The organism is Streptomyces apocyni (assembly GCF_009739465.1).
Taxonomy (GTDB): Bacteria; Actinomycetota; Actinomycetes; order Streptomycetales; family Streptomycetaceae; genus Streptomyces; species Streptomyces apocyni.
Genome location: NZ_WHOM01000046.1, coordinates 1 through 15,568, shown reverse-complemented (window position 1 = coordinate 15,568; position 15,568 = coordinate 1). Strand labels below are relative to the sequence as shown.

The following is a 15,568-nucleotide window of genomic DNA, read 5'->3' as shown; positions in this document are numbered from 1 at the left end:
GTCAACTCCAGTGGGACCGTTCGACGAAACACGACCTGAACACACGTCGTATAAACTCCGCAGACGAGGCAGAGAGTTGGCGCAGACGGACCGAAGCTCCCGCCCCCTCCCGCCCTCTCTGGCCCCAAGAGCTGACAGCGTCGTCCGCGTCTGCCCCCTGTTTCACCCGGCCTGTCGAAGTGAGAGGCACCCACCATGCCGCTGCATGTCCCCCCGGCTCCCGCGCCCGCCCTGCGCAGCGTCCTCGCGGCACTCGGTTCCCCCACCGCCGTCCGCGAGGCGCGCACCCCGTCCCTGCGCTCCGCCCAGGGACCCGCCCACCCCGAGCTCCCCCTTCCTGTCCATGTACTCGACCGGGTCACCCCGCTCGACGGCCCGCCCCGCACCCGGCTGGCCGGCTGGCGCTTCCTGATCCGGTGCGGCGACCGCGCCGTCGCCGCGGGCGACACCCGGCTGACCCCGGACGGCTGGGCCTTCTCCCACTTCTTCGAAGGCCCGTACATCGCCGCGACCCAGCGTGCCCTGCGGCAGGCGGAGGCCATGCCCGGCCACTACCAGCCGCGGCTGCTGTCCGTCCCCGAGCTCTATATGCTCACCCTGTGGCTGCACGGCGACACCGACAGCGACTGCGCGGGCGGCCCTCTGGCCCCCGCTGACCTGCTGGTGCCCATCGCTCCCGCCCCGCCGGGGATCGCCGCCCATCTCCCGCACCGCGTCGCGGACCTGCTGCCCACCCTCACCCACCGCCTGCGGCCCGCGCCCCTGCTCGGCTCACCCGCCTGACACACCCACCACGCGCGCCCCGCGGCCCACCCGGTCGCGGGGCGCTCCGCTGTCCGCCCCATCCGGACTAGTCCCATCCGGCCCCCTCTAACCACCCAGTGGTGCAGTGAAGTTGGGCTGAACCGTCCGCACGGGTGATGCGTCCTCTCTCAGTGAGGGGAGCTGCCGCGAAATCCCTGCGGAATCTCTCCCGTAGGGGAACACTGGAATCAGACCGACATCAACGGGGGTCGGAATGAACACCGCATCGAACCGCGGGACACGCAGCACCACGACGACGCAGCGAAAGAACACCTCCATGTGCCAGCACCAGCCACCCTGCCCGACAGCCGACTCAGCCGACCGGGAGGCAGCGGCCCTTGTGGCCCACCACCCCGAACAGGGCTGGAGCCTGCTGTGCAACGGCGTCCTGTTCTTCGAGGACACCGGGGAGCTGCTGCCGAACGGGCAGATCATCGCCCCGCACCGACCGCTGGGCACCGAGGGGGTCGCGCGCGCCGCGTAGCACGAGACAACCACGCATCACGACACAACAGAACAGAGCACGGAACAGAACAGAGCAGAACAGAGCTCACCAGAAACGAGGGGCCGGCCCGGAGGAAACCTCCGAACCGGCCCCGACGCATGACCGCCGCCGCTCAGTCGTCGTACGCGTCCATCGGCGGGCAGGAGCACACCAGATTGCGGTCGCCGTACGCCTGGTCGATCCGGCGCACCGGCGGCCAGTACTTGTCCGCGGCCTCGACACCAGCCGGGAAGACGGCCTCCGTACGCGCGTACGCGTGCTCCCACTCGCCCGCGAGCACCGCCGCCGTGTGCGGAGCGTTCCGCAGCGGGTTGTCGTCCGTCGGCCACGCGCCCGAGCCGACCTTCTCGATCTCGGCGCGGATCGCGATCATCGCCTCACAGAACCGGTCGATCTCACCGAGGTCCTCGCTCTCGGTCGGCTCGATCATCAGCGTCCCCGCCACCGGGAAGGACATCGTCGGCGCGTGGAAGCCGTAGTCGATGAGCCGCTTGGCGACGTCGTCCACGGTCACACCGGTCGCCTTGGTCAGTGGCCGCAGGTCGATGATGCACTCGTGCGCGACCAGACCGCCGGGGCCGGTGTAGAGCACCGGGTAGTGCGGCTCCAGGCGCTTGGCGATGTAGTTGGCCCCGAGCACCGCGACCTGGGTGGCGCGCTTGAGTCCCTCGCCGCCCATGAGGCGTACGTACGCCCAGGAGATCGGCAGGATGCCAGCGGAGCCCCACGGGGCCGCGGAGATCGGGCCGACACCGGTTTCCGGACCGGCCTCGGGCTGCAGCGGGTGGTTCGGCAGGTACGGAGCCAGGTGCGCCCGCACGCCGACCGGGCCGACGCCGGGGCCGCCGCCGCCGTGCGGGATGCAGAACGTCTTGTGCAGGTTGAGGTGCGAGACGTCGCCACCGAAGCGACCCGGCTGGGCGAGGCCCACCAGGGCGTTCAGGTTGGCGCCGTCGACGTAGACCTGGCCACCGGCGTCGTGCACCGTGGCGCAGATGTCCGCGACATGCTCCTCGAACACGCCGTGCGTCGACGGGTACGTGATCATGAGGACGGCCAGCTCGTCGCGGTACTGCTCGATCTTGGCGCGCAGGTCCTCGACGTCGATCTCGCCGTCGTCGGCGGTCTTCACCACGACGACCTTCATCCCGGCCATCACGGCGCTGGCGGCGTTGGTGCCATGCGCGGACGACGGGATGAGGCAGACGGTGCGCTGGGTGTCGCCGTTGGCCCGGTGGTAGCCGCGTACCGCCAGCAGGCCCGCGAGCTCGCCCTGCGAACCGGCGTTGGGCTGCAACGACACCTTGTCGTAGCCGGTGACGGCGGCGAGCTGCTCCTCCAGCTCACGGATCAGCGTGAGATAGCCCTGCGCCTGCTCGCCGGGGGCGAAGGGGTGCAACGCACCGAACTCCGGCCAGGTGACGGCCTCCATCTCGGTCGTGGCGTTGAGCTTCATCGTGCAGGAGCCCAGCGGGATCATGCCGCGGTCGAGTGCGTAGTCCCGGTCGGCCAGCCTGCGCAGGTAGCGCAGCATCGCGGTCTCGGAGCGGTACTGGTGGAAGACCGGGTGAGTCAGATACGCGTCGGCGCGCAGCAGCGCGTCGGGCAGCGCGTCGGCGGCCGTCTCGTCGAGCGCCTCGATGTCGGCGTCGACGCCGAAGGCCGCCCACACGGCTGCCAGCTGCGTCCGCGTGGTGGTCTCGTCGCAGGCGATCGAGACGTGGTCGCCGTCCACCAGGCACAGGTTCACGCCGCCTTCGCGGGCCGCGGCGACGATGTCGGCGGCCTTGCCCTCAGCGCGCACCGTCACGGTGTCGAAGAACGCGCCGTGGACGACCTCGGCGCCGCCCGCCGTCAGGCCCGCGGCGAGTATCGCGGCGTAGCGGTGCGTGCGGCGGGCGATGTCCTTCAGGCCCTGGGGGCCGTGGTAGACCGCGTACAGCCCGGCCATGACGGCGAGCAGCACCTGAGCGGTGCAGATGTTGCTGGTCGCCTTCTCCCGGCGAATGTGCTGCTCGCGGGTCTGCAGCGCGAGGCGGTAGGCCTTGTTGCCGTCCGCGTCGACGGAGACGCCGACGAGCCGTCCCGGCAGGCTGCGCGCGAACTTCTCGCGTACGGCCATGTAACCGGCGTGCGGCCCACCGAAGCCCATCGGGACACCGAAGCGCTGGGTTGTACCGACCGCGATGTCCGCGCCGAGCTCACCGGGCGCGGTGAGCAGCGTCAACGCCAGCAGGTCGGCGGCGACGGTGACGATCGCGCCCAGATCATGGGCCTCGTCGATGACGGGCTTCAGGTCCCGTACGGCACCCGAGGCGCCCGGGTACTGCAGCAGCACACCGAACACACCGCGCTCGGCCACCTCAGCGGGAATCCCCTGCGACAGGTCCGCGACCACGACCTCGACACCGGTCGGCTCGGCACGGGTCTGGATCACCGCGATCGTCTGCGGCAGCGCGTCCGCGTCGATCAGGAAGACGCCCTGCTTGACCTTGCCGACCCTGCGGGACAGCGCCATGGCCTCGGCCGCGGCGGTGCCCTCATCGAGCAGCGAGGCCCCGGACGTGGGCAGTCCGGTCAGCTCGGCGACCACGGTCTGGAAGTTCAGCAGCGCCTCAAGGCGCCCCTGGGAGATCTCCGGCTGATACGGCGTGTACGCGGTGTACCACGCCGGGTTCTCCATGACGTTACGCAGAATCACGGGCGGCGTGAACGTTCCGTAGTAGCCGAGGCCGATCATCGGCGCGAGCACGTCGTTGCGGTCCGCGAGGGAGCGCAGCTCGGCCAGGACTTCCGGCTCGGTGCGCCCTGCGGGCAGGTTCAGCGCCTCGGCGGACTTGATGACCTCCGGCACCGCGGCCGCGGTCAGCTCGTCGAGTGAGCCGTAACCGACCTGGGCGAGCATCTTCGCCTGGGCCCCGGCGTCCGGCCCTATGTGGCGTTGCTCGAAGGGGATGCCACGTTCCAGCTGGGAGAGCGGAATACGGTTGGCGGTCATACGGAGGCCTCCTGGTCACTACGACCTGCGAGAGGTACCACGGCGCGGGTACCCGGACGGCCTCCCCCTCTGTCATCTCAACCTGAGAGCTTCACCGGTCCGCGCTACGCGGGCCAGCTTTCACCGTCGGTGAGAGCGGATGCCGTCGACGCCCGCCCTGCTTTCCAGAGTGACCTCGTCCGTGCGGTACAGGGGCCTGAGAGATTCCGGGGAGGAGTTGCTCCTTCGGCGCCTCCGGCGGTAGCCGGAGAGCTCTCCCGCACGGGGTCAGCAGCCGTCTGCCAGCCTACCAGCGCGGACACCTGGCAGCCGGGTGCCCAACGACAGGCAGCATGGTCCCGAGTGGCCGCCTCCCGCATTCTGCTCTTTTGTAGACTTTACGGATGGGTTGCGACCTCTTGGAGGGACCGTGCAGACCGATATCGATCCGCGGAGCCTGATCGGCCGCAAGGCGTACGACCGGCACGGCAGCAGGCTCGGCACGGTGGACGAGGTCTACCTCGATGACGCCACCGGTTCACCCGAGTGGGCGGCCATCCGCACCGGCCTGTTCAGCAGGGACGCCTTCGTCCCCCTGGAACCCAGCGAAGTGGTCGAGGGCACCTTGCGCGTCCCGTACGAGCGCGCACTGATCAAGGACGCCCCCGACTTCGGAGTCGGCCGCCATCTCTCACCCGAGCAGGAGCTGCAGCTCTACCACCACTACGGACTCGACGTCACGCCACCCGACGAGATATCGCCGGAGTCCCCGGCGCCCGACCGCGACTTCGGCCAGATCGCCGGCTCCGACGAATCCTGACCAGCGGGTTCGGGGACGAGCGGCAGCGCTTGCCCCGGTTCGAGCGCGGGGTCGTCGGTCCGGAAGGTACGCACCCGGCCCGGCCCGGACGCGGGAGTCTCGAACCGCACCGTCACGCGCCCGAGCCCACTGCCCTGCACCCACCCCGCTCCGTACTCGGCATGCCGCACATCGTGCCCGGCCAGCCACCGCCGCTCCGCCGCCACGCCCTCCCCCCGCGCGTCCTCCGCCCCCTCTCCCGCTTCCTCCGCCGCTTCCACCCCTCCCGCCTCACCCGGCGACGCCGCCTCCACCGCCACCCGCGGCTCCCCCTCCGATGCCAACCCCTCCTGCGCTTCTTGGGCCTCCTGGGCCTCCTGGGCCTGTTGTGCTTGCGCCTGCGCGAAGAGGTCCTCCTGCGTGAAGTCGGCCAGACCCGTGACCCCCACCCCCAGCAGCCGCACCCCGCCCGTCGTGTCCACAGCCTCCAGCAGCCTGCCCGCGGCTTCCTGGATCACCACCGGGTCGTCCGTGGGCCCCCGGAGCGTCTCGGATCTGGTCAGCGTCGAGAAGTCATAGCGGCGCACCTTCAGCACGACGGTCCGCCCGGAGTGCCCGGACCCGCGCAACCGCCGCACACACCGCTCGGCGAGCCGCGCCACCTCGATCCGCACCCGCACCCGGTCGTGGATGTCCACGTCGTAGGTGTCCTCGACGGACACCGACTTGGTGTCCCGCTCGGCCACCACGGGCCGCTCGTCGTGCGCCAGGGCCATCGCGTACAGCTGCCCGCCGTGCGCCTTGCCCAGCAGCCGTACGAGCTCATCCGCCCCGGCTTCGGCGATGTCCTCGACGGTGGTGATCCCGGCCCGCCGCAGATGGTCCCCGGTCACCGGCCCCACCCCCGGCAGCGTGCGCACCGGCAGCGGCCCGAGCAACGCGCGCTCCGTACCCGGTGTGATGAGCACCAGACCGTCCGGCTTGGCTCGCTCTGACGCGATCTTGGCCAGCATCTTGGAGGCGGCGAGCCCCACCGAACCGGTCAGGCCCGTGACCGCCCGTATGTCCGCGCGCAGCCGCTCCCCCACCGCCCGCGCCGATACCTCGTCCCAGGCCACCCCACCCGCCTCGAGGTCGACGAAGGCCTCGTCCAGGCTCAGCGGCTCGACCAGCGGTGAGAGTCCGTGCAGCAGCCGCATGACCTGCTCGCTGATGCCGCGGTACACCTCGAAGCGGGGCACCAGATACGCCGCGTTCGGCGCCAGCCTGCGGGCCTGCCCCATCGGCATCGCCGAGTGCACCCCGAAGCGCCGTGCTTCGTACGAGGCCGTGGCGACCACCCCGCGCGGCCCGAGCCCGCCCACGATCACGGCCTTGCCGCGCAGGCTCGGCTTCGCCGCCTGCTCGGCGGCGGCGAAGAACGCATCCATATCCAGATGCAGAACGGTGGGCGCTGATCTCACACCTCTGATGCTGCCCTACGCCACTGACAACGCGGCGCCAGACAACGCGGCGCCTGGCAAAGCGGCGCCTGAACAGCGCCCCGTCTGACAGCGCGGCGCCGCCAGGTGTCAGCCCGCGCGGTTGCGGCGCTGTGCCAGCTCGTCGGTGGGGTTGTGGCCGATGAGTGTCTCGCCCGTGTCCACGCGCTCACCGTGCAGCTGCGACAGCGCCGCCTCGACATCACGCCAGACGACGCCCACGGCGATCCCGAAGATTCCTTGGCCACCCTGGAGAAGATCCACGACCTCGTCGGGCGACGAGCACTCGTAGACGGTCGCGCCGTCGCACATCAGGGTCATCCGCTCCAGATCCGCTGACCCGCGGTCACGCAGGTGCTGGACCGTCGTCCGGATGTTCTGGAGGGACACTCCGGTGTCCAGGAAGCGCTTCACGATCTTCAGGACAACGACGTCCCGGAAGCCGTAGAGGCGCTGGGTCCCCGATCCGCTCGCCGGCCGGACGCTCGGCTCGACCAGGCCCGTACGCGCCCAGTAGTCCAGCTGCCGGTACGTGATCCCGGCCGCCGCGCATGCTGTCGGCCCCCGGTAACCCACCTCATCGGACGTCGCGCCGCCGCTCCCCGCCACCACCGTCGGCCGCTGCGCGGAGTAACTCGCCGCACCGCTGTGGAGCGGATACGGACCGCCAGCCGCCGTACCGTCGCCGCTGCTTCTCACGCCGACCTCCGTCCTTGACCTGCCTACACGAAGGTAGGGAGTACCCAGGGACGCGTCAACGAACGCCACACTCGGCACGCCGAGTGATAATCACCCCGAGAGTGGTTTCCCCCGCCCCCCTGCGGGGAAAGGCTAGCCGAATGGTCCGGCTCAGCGCCGGACCACCGCACCGACTGGCTGAAACAGCTCACTGACTGTTCGTACCGAAATCCTCGGGCGAGATCTGGTCGAGGAACTCCCGGAACTTCTCCACCTCGTCCTCCTGCTCGTCCGGGATGGCGATCCCCGCATCGTCGAGCACCCCGTCGCTGCCATAGATGGGCGTACCGGTGCGCAAGGCCAGCGCTATGGCGTCCGAGGGACGCGCGCTGACCTCGACTCCGCTGGCGAACACCAGTTCCGCGTAGAAGACACCCTCTCGCAGATCTGTGATCCGTACTTCGGTCAGCTCCTGGCCAACAGCCTCCAGCACGTCCTTGAACAGGTCGTGCGTCAGCGGACGGGCGGGCGCCATGCCCTGCTGGGCAAAGGCGATCGCGGTCGCCTCCCCTGGCCCAATCCAGATGGGGAGGTACCGATCGCCTCCCACTTCACGCAGGAGCACGATCGGTTGGTTGGAGGGCATTTCGACCCGGACACCGACAACGTCGAGCTCATTCACACAGCAACCCTAGGACGTGCCTGGCAGGTTTGGGTAGTCGAGCACGTTTCCCGTCAGTAGGGACGGCCTCTGAGCGCGGTCTGTACGAGCGCCGTGTGCAGCCTGCCGGTGAGGTCGGCGAGCTCCTGGACGCGCGCCTCCGCATGGGCTCTGGTCTGCGGATTACGATGCTGGCGCAGCGGCGACACCACCTGGTCGACCAGTCCCGCCTCTCGCTCGGCGGAGCCTTTCATGGCCCGTAGGTGCCGTGGTTCGATACCGAAACTTCCGAGCTCCGCGACGAGCCTGGCGATCTCCACTGCCTCGACGCGGTATCCGTCGTCGGATGCGGGCGTGATGAGGCCGTACGCCTCCCACTCGTCCAGTTCCCGCTCACTGACCTGCGCCGCCGCCAGCAGCTCGGCGCGGCCGACACTGGCCACCACCGGCTCCCCGTCCCCGCGGGCCTCCTCCTCAGAGGCGAACGGCACCCCCTGCTGCCCCGCGGTGGGCAGCAGTGCCTCTTCTCCGCGCTCCAGGGCGTCCAGGTGCTCCCGGATCACCTTCAGCGGCAGATAGTGGTCCCGCTGCATACGCAGCACCTGAGCGAGCCGCTCAACGTCCTCAGGGCTGAACTTGCGATACCCCGACGGTGTGCGCTGCGGCTCGACCAGCCCCTCGGACTCCAGGAAGCGAATCTTGGAGATGGACACCTCGGGGAATTCGTCGCGCAGCAGGTTCAGCACCGTGCCGATGCTCACCAGTCGACCGTCCGCCGTGGCGGCGCCATCTCCGGCACCGCCACTCGATGTGTCAAGCATGGGCCTCCCCTGAGGGTCCCCCGGACGTCGTCCGGGGAGGTCAGATGCCCGGCTGGCTCGCGTAGAAGACCAGCCGGTACTTGCCGATCTGCACCTCGTCGCCGTTGGACAGCGCGACCGAGTCGATCCGCTCGCGATTCACGTACGTGCCGTTGAGGCTGCCGACATCGGCGACGGTGAAGACACCGTCCGCCCCACGACGGAACTCCACATGGCGGCGCGACACCGTCACGTCGTCCAGGAAGATGTCACTCTGCGGGTGACGCCCCGCGGTGGTCAGGTCCCCGTCGAGCAGGAACCGGCTGCCGGAGTTGGGGCCGCGGCGGACTACCAGTAGCGCGGAGCCGAGCGGCAGCGCGTCGACGGCGGCCTGGGCCTCTGGCGAGAGGGCCGGGATCGGCGTCTGTCCGGTGGCCTCCGCCTCATAGGCCTCAAGGCCGGAGATGGAGATCGTCGACGTCGTCTCCGAGGGCCGCTCAGCCGCCACTCCAGGGCGCAGCGGCGCCCCGCAGTTCGAGCAGAACCGGCTGGCCTCGGCGTTACGGTTTCCGCACCTCGTACACACCAAGGCGGACATGGCTGGATCCTCCTGCCGCGGCTGCCCCGCGGGGGCATGGGATGCGTAAGGGTCGGAGGTCAACCCTCCACCCGTACTTGAGGGTGACGGTCCTCCGGAACCTATGCGGCCGGATGCGGCAGGGTCAACAGAAGACTCACCCTGACCGCCCGAAATGCCACCGCCTGGCCCAGTGACCTCATCGCGGAAGAGCGGACGCTCCGCGCCCTGCTCATCGGCCTCTCCCTGCCGGGGGGCGCGGTGCCGGGCGGCGTTGTTGGCGCCGTCCTCGCGCGAGCTCTTGCCGAACAACTTCGCAAACAACTTCACGGGCGATTCCCCTTGACCGAAACAGACCCGCCCGTGGGGCAGGACGAACCCTGACTACGCACACCGGTCGACCCGGACATCTTCACAACGTCCGCATCCACCAGACAGTTTCCACCACGCGACACTCTTCTGGTGCGCCGACCCCCCGCAACGTCTCGCGCTCGACTCACCGCCCCTGCCCCGCCCCGCCTCATGGGGAAGACGACCGAGCGTAGTCAGGACGATTCGCCCGTCGCAAGGCATCTACGACGATCTTGTCCTCGCGTGCCACAGAGACCGTGGCCTGCTCCTTCTGCAGCGTCTGCACCACACCTCCCGGAATCTTCAACGCCGGCTCGATGTCCTCGGGCTTGCCGATGACCTTGAAACGATACGGCGCACTGATCTTGCGGCCGTCGACACGTACCCCGTCGTCCCCGTCCGCGAGGTAGGTACCGGCCACCACCCTGACGTCGTTGATCTGGATCGCCTCCGCACCGGCCGCCCGCAGCTCCTGAATGGCGTCGAGGAGGGCGTCCGCCTCCACCGCGCCCGCGGCGTCGGAGATGGTGAGGGTGATGCCGGGGCCCTGTGCCGCGACCGTGCCCGCCAGCACGCCAAGCTGCCGCTCCTTCTCAGCCGTCTGCTTACGCGCCTCCTCGGCCTGGTCCGAGCTGTTCTCCAGCTCGGTGCGCTGACCGCTGAGACGCTGCTTCTCGTCTTCAAGACGCTGGGTGCGGTTGTCCAGTTCATCGAGGATGCGGACAAGATCCTCCTGCCGCGCGCCCCGCAGCGCGCTGCTTTCACTGTTCGAGCGCACCTGGATGGCCAGACCAAGCCCGAGCACGAACAGCAGGAGCGCCACGATGAGTTGCGCCCGGGACACCCTCGGCGGCCAGAGACCCTTCAGGAGCCGCTGGCGGCCAGTGAGCTGCTCGGCGGGCTCGCTGCCGCCCGTCTCCTCCTGCGCGGCTGGTTCTTCGCTGCTCATCGCCCTCACGCCCGGAAGACATGCCGACGGATCGCCGCGGCGTTGGAGAAGATCCGGATGCCGAGCACCACCACCACGCCTGTGGACAACTGTGCGCCGACACCCAGTTGGTCGCCCAGGAACACGATGAGCGCGGCCACCACGACGTTGGAGAGGAAGGACACGACGAAGACCTTGTCGTCGAAGATCCCGTCCAGCATGGCCCGCAGACCGCCGAAGACGGCGTCCAGCGCCGCGACCACGGCGATCGGAAGATAGGGCACGACCACCGCGGGAACCTCGGGCCGGACCAAAAGTCCGGCCACGACTCCCGCGATGAGGCCCAGTACGGCGATCACGATGTGCTCTTCCCTGCTTTCGGCTCTGCGTTACGTACGATCAGGCTGGGCGCGGCGGGCAGCCGTACTTCCTTCTCGACACCAAGCCGGAACCTGATCCCGAAGTTCCCCTTCAACGCCTGCAGATAGAACCCGTCGGCGCTCTCGCGGAACGCGCTGCTCACCTGCTGCCCGTCCCCGATCGCGAGCACGGTGTACGGCGGCACCAGCGGCTTGTTGTCCACCAGTATCGCGTCACCGGCCGCCCTGATCGCGGAGAGGGCCGTCAGCCGCTGCCCGTTGATGGAGATGGCTTCCGCGCCCGACTGCCACAGCCCGTTCACGACCCGCTGCATATCGCGGTCGCGCACTCGGCCGGTGTCGGCGAAGCCGCTACCCGCCCGCGGCCCGTCGCCGCCCTGGTCGGCCTCCTCGGCGTCGTCCACCACGAGTTTCACTCCGGGCCCCTGGACGGCCGTGGCGCCGGACAGCAGGGCCACCAGCTCACCCTGGTCGCCGCCGTGCGCCTTGAGGGCTTCCCGCTGCCGCTTGCCCACATCGGCACGGAGCGTGTCGATGTCGTCCTCGATGCGGTCCGCCCGCGCGGTCTCCCGCTCAATGCGGTCGATCAGTTCCTGCCGATCCCTGGCGGCCTCCGGTGCCGTGACCTGAGCCTGCACCGCCGCCACCGTCACCACGAGACCAGCCAGCGCGAGGCCCACCGCGAGCCAGACCTTGGCGCGTAGCGTGGGCGGCAGCCCACCCTCGCCCAGGGCCTGCTTACGCGCCGCCGCCTCGGCGTAGCCTTCGTCGAGGCTATGGTCCATGACGTTGGTCAGCAGCGACATCGAAGCGTCGAGACGCGCGGGCGGCGAGGCGGTGCTCCGATCCGGGTGCTGCTGCGGCATGCCGCACATCGTCGCACGTCGAGGCCCATACCTCCGAATGGCCCATCCGTGCGCCGGGCAGCGGCTCCAGGGCCGCTACCCGGCAGCGTACGACGTCAGCTCCCGGCGCTGTCCACCACGACCGACCACTCGTCGAGCAGCGCCTGCGCGGACGTGTCGTCGGGCCCTTCCGCCCACAGATGAGTGACGGCCTCCGCCGGGTCAGGCAGCACCATCACCCAGCGCCCGTCAGCCTCCACCACCCGTACACCGTCGGTGGTGTCCACCGACCGCTCCCCCGCCGCCTCCACGACCCGCCGCATGACGAGCCCCTTCACCGCCCAGGGCGTCGCCAGGTCCCTGCGCAGCACATGGGCGCGCGGGATACGGGCGTCGATCTGGCTGAGTGTGAGCTGCGTACGGGCCACCAGCCCGATGAGCCGCACGAAGGCGGCCGCGCCGTCGAAGACACTGCTGAACTCGGGGATGATGAACCCGCCGCGCCCGTCGCCCCCGAAGATCGTCGAATCGCCGCGCCCCACCCGGGTCAGATCATCCGGCGACGTCGTCGTCCACTCGACCTGCGTCCCGTGATACGCCGCCACCTGCTCAGCGACGCGCGTCGTCGTCACCGGCAGCGCCACCCGCCCACTGCGCCGCTCCGCGGCGACGAGGTCGAGCATCACCAGTAGCGCGCGGTCATCCTCAACGATCCGTCCCTTCTCATCGACCAGCGACAGCCGCTCCCCCACCGGGTCGAAGCGCACGCCGAACGCCGCCCGCGCCGAGGCCACCATCTCCCCAAGCCGCACCAGCCCCGCGCGCCGCGCGTCAGCCGTCTCGGTGGGCCGCGCCTCGTCCAGTCCGGGATTCATCGTCAGCGCCTCGACACCGAGCCGCCCCAGCAGGCTCGGCAGGACCAGACCGGCGCTGCCGTTCGAGGCGTCGACGACCACCTTGAGCCCGGATTCCTGGACCCCCGCGGTGTCCACGTTCCGCAGCAGCGAGCCGGTGTACGAGTCGAAGACGCTGGACGGGAAATGCAGGTCCCCGATCTCCCCGGGGAACGCCCGCCGGTACTCCTGCCGCGCGTACACCCGGTCCAGCTTCCGCTGTCCCGCCTGCGAGAGGTCGGCTCCGCTCCCGTCGAAGAACATGATGTCCACGGAGTCCGGCACCCCGGGAGTCGTACGGATCATGATCCCGCCCGCACTACCGCGCGCCGTCTGCTGCCTGGCCACCGGCAGGGGGACGTTCTCCAGGTCCCGTACGTCGATCGCACTGGTCTGCAGCGCCGAGATGACCGCCCGCTTCAGTGCCCGCGCGCCACGCGAGTGGTCTCGCGCCGTAGTGACGGTCGCCCCCTTCTTCAGGGTCGTCGCATAGGCACCCGCCAGACGCACGGCGAGCTCTGGCGTGATCTCCACATTCAGGATCCCGGACACCCCGCGGGCGCCGAAGAGATGCGCCTGGCCTCTGGACTCCCAGATCACCGAGGTGTTGACGAACGCACCGGCCTCGATCGTCTTGAACGGGTAGACCCGCACATTGCCCTGGATAATCGATTCCTCACCGACGAGACACTCATCGCCGATGACCGCGCCGTCCTCGATACGCGCGGCGCGCATGATGTCCGTGTTCTTGCCGACGACGCAGCCACGCAGATTGCTGTGCTGGCCGATGTAGACGTTGTCGTGCACCACGGCCCGGTGCAGGAACGCACCGCTCTTGACCACGACGTTGGAGCCCACGACCGTGTGCTCCCTGATCTCGGCATCGGCCTCGACCTTGGCGTAGTCACCGATGTAGAGCGGCCCGCGCAGTACGGCGTCCGGATGCACCTCGGCACCTTCAGCCACCCACACACCGGGCGAAATCTCGAACCCGTCGAGCTCGACGTCGACTTTGCCCTCGAGCACGTCGGCCTGGGCCTTCACATAGCTCTCGTGTGTACCGACGTCCTCCCAGTAGCCTTCGGCGACATAGCCGTAGATCGGCTTGCCTTCCTTCATCAGCTGCGGGAAAACATCACCGGACCAGTCGACCGACACATCCGGATCGACATAGTCAAAGACCTCGGGCTCCATCACATAGATGCCGGTGTTCACCGTGTCCGAGAAGACCTGTCCCCAGGTGGGCTTCTCCAGGAACCGTTCGACCTGGCCGTCCTCGTCGACGATGGTGATCCCGAATTCCAGGGGGTTCGGCACTCGCGTAAGACATACGGTGACAAGCGCCCCCTTCTCCTTGTGGAACCTGATGAGGTCGGTGAGGTCGAAGTCAGTCAGGGCATCACCGGAAATGACGAGGAACGCGTCGTCCTTGAGTGCCTCCTCGGCGTTCTTCACGCTGCCGGCAGTGCCAAGTGGCGTCTCCTCGTTGGCATAGGTGAGCTCCATTCCGAGCTCTTCCCCGTCCCCGAAGTAGTTCTTGACGAGCGACGCCAGAAACTGGACGGTTACCACGGTCTCGTTGAGCCCATGCCGCTTGAGCAGCCGCAGCACATGCTCCATGATCGGCCGGTTCGCCACGGGAAGAAGTGGCTTGGGCATACTCGAGGTCATAGGGCGAAGGCGAGTGCCTTCACCGCCAGCCATCACAACGGCCTTCATGTCGGAAACGTCCTCCTTGAAAGAGACGACGGATTTGCCGACTTAGCCCGTCCGGCCAGCCCCGCTCAGCTCAGGTGGCGGGCCACCAGCCGCTCTTCGGCCACCGAATCGGGGGCTCAATCGGCCGTGGCGTCCGCCCGGACAAGCCGACGGACCTGAACCACGTAGAGGATTCCTGCCCACCAGTACAGCGTTGTACCCCATCCAGCGAACGCCCATCCGAAAACAGCGGCGAGTGTCGCGATCCATCCGCTTCCGTCACTGAGAAGCAGCAGCGGGAAGGCATACATCAAGTTGAAAGTGGCAGCTTTGCCCAGGAAGTTCACCTGCGGCGGCGGATAGCCATGCCGTCTGAGGATGCCCACCATCACCAGAAGCAGCAGCTCACGAGCCAACAACAGGCCCGTCAGCCAAAGAGGCAGAATCTCACGCCATGTCAGCCCGACGAGCGTGGAGAGGATGTACAGCCGGTCCGCGGCCGGATCGAGAAGTCGACCCAGACTGCTGACCTGGTTCCAGCGCCGGGCCAGCTTCCCGTCGAGATAGTCGCTGACACCACTGAACGCCAGAACGAGCAGAGCCCACAGGTCGAGGTCGGGCCCCCCGAACACCGGGCTGAGGATCAGCCACAGGAAGACCGGCACACCGACGAGGCGCGCCATGCTGAGGATGTTGGGGATGGTGAGGACCCGGTCGGTCTGAACGCGGGTCTCCTGGACCTCCACCCGGGGGCCTCCTGTGAAAAGCGACAACGGTACCCCCCGACTTTACCCGCAGCATCCATCACCAAGTACAGAGGGTGGTACGGCTACCGGTACGGGTACAAATACGGCCAGGGGACACCACGCAAAACGCAAAAAAGCCCCGGCCCCCGAGTGAAAACTCGGGGGCCGGGGCCCAAATTTAGTTCGGCGGCGTCCTACTCTCCCACAGGGTCCCCCCTGCAGTACCATCGGCGCTGTAAGGCTTAGCTTCCGGGTTCGGAATGTAACCGGGCGTTTCCCTCACGCTATGACCACCGAAACACTATGAAACTGTCAACCGCACCACGCTCTGTGACAAACGTGGGGTTGTTCGTGGTTTCAGAACCAACACAGTGGACGCGAGCAACTGAGGACAAGCCCTCGGCCTATTAGTACCAGTCACCTCCACCCGTTACCGGGCTTCCAG

14 protein-coding genes, 1 rRNA gene and 1 riboswitch are annotated in these 15,568 nt (G+C 68.7%); of the genes, 3 read left to right on the top strand and 12 right to left on the bottom strand.

Annotation, left to right across the window (positions count from 1 at the left end):
• Positions 1–195 precede the first annotated feature (195 nt).
• On the top strand, positions 196–783 hold the full coding sequence (locus GCN81_RS11775; protein WP_156724492.1) for a hypothetical protein: 588 nt from the start codon (positions 196–198) through the stop codon (positions 781–783).
• Between the two features lie 298 nt (positions 784–1,081).
• On the top strand, positions 1,082–1,288 hold the full coding sequence (locus GCN81_RS11770; protein WP_156724622.1) for a DUF5999 family protein: 207 nt from the start codon (positions 1,082–1,084) through the stop codon (positions 1,286–1,288).
• A gap of 133 nt (positions 1,289–1,421) precedes the next feature.
• Here the strand turns inward: GCN81_RS11770 and gcvP are convergent, their stop codons facing one another.
• The gene (gcvP, locus tag GCN81_RS11765) at positions 1,422–4,307 is read right to left on the bottom strand and encodes an aminomethyl-transferring glycine dehydrogenase (protein ID WP_156724491.1); all 2,886 of its coding nucleotides are present in this window, start codon (positions 4,305–4,307) and stop codon (positions 1,422–1,424) included.
• Between the two features lie 174 nt (positions 4,308–4,481).
• Positions 4,482–4,577, bottom strand: a riboswitch (glycine riboswitch).
• A gap of 139 nt (positions 4,578–4,716) precedes the next feature.
• Here gcvP and GCN81_RS11760 point away from each other — a divergent pair.
• Positions 4,717–5,106: a PRC-barrel domain-containing protein gene (locus GCN81_RS11760; protein ID WP_156724490.1), complete on the top strand. Its 390-nt coding sequence runs from the start codon at positions 4,717–4,719 to the stop codon at positions 5,104–5,106.
• On the opposite strand, the gene GCN81_RS11755 is transcribed toward GCN81_RS11760, so the two are convergent.
• The 11 genes from GCN81_RS11755 to rrf all read right to left on the bottom strand — a co-directional run bounded on the left by GCN81_RS11755 (position 5,010) and on the right by rrf (position 15,421).
• On the bottom strand, positions 5,010–6,548 hold the full coding sequence (locus tag GCN81_RS11755; protein WP_156724489.1) for a DNA polymerase IV: 1,539 nt from the start codon (positions 6,546–6,548) through the stop codon (positions 5,010–5,012). The two genes, GCN81_RS11760 and GCN81_RS11755, sit on opposite strands and share 97 nt — an antisense overlap.
• Positions 6,549–6,656: 108 nt before the next feature.
• On the bottom strand, positions 6,657–7,265 hold the full coding sequence (locus GCN81_RS11750) for a MerR family transcriptional regulator (protein ID WP_156724488.1): 609 nt from the start codon (positions 7,263–7,265) through the stop codon (positions 6,657–6,659).
• Positions 7,266–7,452: 187 nt separating this feature from the next.
• Positions 7,453–7,926, bottom strand: a complete 474-nt coding sequence (locus GCN81_RS11745) for a bifunctional nuclease family protein (RefSeq protein WP_006123076.1) — start codon at positions 7,924–7,926, stop codon at positions 7,453–7,455.
• 53 nt (positions 7,927–7,979) lie between these two features.
• Complete coding sequence (gene ftsR / locus GCN81_RS11740) at positions 7,980–8,726, bottom strand: transcriptional regulator FtsR (protein WP_156724487.1); 747 nt, start codon at positions 8,724–8,726, stop codon at positions 7,980–7,982.
• A gap of 40 nt (positions 8,727–8,766) precedes the next feature.
• Positions 8,767–9,654 carry an FHA domain-containing protein gene (locus GCN81_RS11735; protein ID WP_231626663.1) on the bottom strand — a complete coding sequence of 296 codons (888 nt, stop codon included), beginning with the start codon at positions 9,652–9,654 and terminating at the stop codon, positions 8,767–8,769.
• Between the two features lie 148 nt (positions 9,655–9,802).
• Complete coding sequence (locus GCN81_RS11730; RefSeq protein WP_156724485.1) at positions 9,803–10,582, bottom strand: DUF881 domain-containing protein; 780 nt, start codon at positions 10,580–10,582, stop codon at positions 9,803–9,805.
• Positions 10,583–10,587: 5 nt separating this feature from the next.
• Positions 10,588–10,920: a small basic family protein gene (locus GCN81_RS11725; RefSeq protein ID WP_156724484.1), complete on the bottom strand. Its 333-nt coding sequence runs from the start codon at positions 10,918–10,920 to the stop codon at positions 10,588–10,590.
• Complete coding sequence (locus GCN81_RS11720) at positions 10,917–11,816, bottom strand: DUF881 domain-containing protein (protein WP_156724483.1); 900 nt, start codon at positions 11,814–11,816, stop codon at positions 10,917–10,919. Before GCN81_RS11720 ends, GCN81_RS11725 begins: the two co-directional genes overlap by 4 nt.
• Positions 11,817–11,902: 86 nt before the next feature.
• On the bottom strand, positions 11,903–14,398 hold the full coding sequence (locus GCN81_RS11715; protein ID WP_156724482.1) for a mannose-1-phosphate guanyltransferase: 2,496 nt from the start codon (positions 14,396–14,398) through the stop codon (positions 11,903–11,905).
• A 116-nt stretch (positions 14,399–14,514) separates the two neighbouring features.
• Entirely contained in the window at positions 14,515–15,123 is a 609-nt protein-coding gene (locus GCN81_RS11710; RefSeq protein ID WP_156724481.1) for a CDP-alcohol phosphatidyltransferase family protein, read from the bottom strand.
• 181 nt (positions 15,124–15,304) lie between these two features.
• Positions 15,305–15,421: ribosomal RNA gene (gene rrf / locus GCN81_RS11705) — 5S ribosomal RNA — on the bottom strand.
• Positions 15,422–15,568: the final 147 nt, after the last annotated feature.

Coding starts and splice junctions, on each gene's coding strand:
- ftsR (WP_156724487.1), bottom strand. CDS start 8,726: ATGCTTGACACATCGAGTGGCGGTGCCGGAGATGGCGCCGCCACGGCG.
- GCN81_RS11715 (WP_156724482.1), bottom strand. CDS start 14,398: ATGAAGGCCGTTGTGATGGCTGGCGGTGAAGGCACTCGCCTTCGCCCT.
- GCN81_RS11770 (WP_156724622.1), top strand. CDS start 1,082: ATGTGCCAGCACCAGCCACCCTGCCCGACAGCCGACTCAGCCGACCGG.
- GCN81_RS11720 (WP_156724483.1), bottom strand. CDS start 11,816: ATGTGCGGCATGCCGCAGCAGCACCCGGATCGGAGCACCGCCTCGCCG.
- GCN81_RS11775 (WP_156724492.1), top strand. CDS start 196: ATGCCGCTGCATGTCCCCCCGGCTCCCGCGCCCGCCCTGCGCAGCGTC.
- gcvP (WP_156724491.1), bottom strand. CDS start 4,307: ATGACCGCCAACCGTATTCCGCTCTCCCAGCTGGAACGTGGCATCCCC.
- GCN81_RS11730 (WP_156724485.1), bottom strand. CDS start 10,582: ATGAGCAGCGAAGAACCAGCCGCGCAGGAGGAGACGGGCGGCAGCGAG.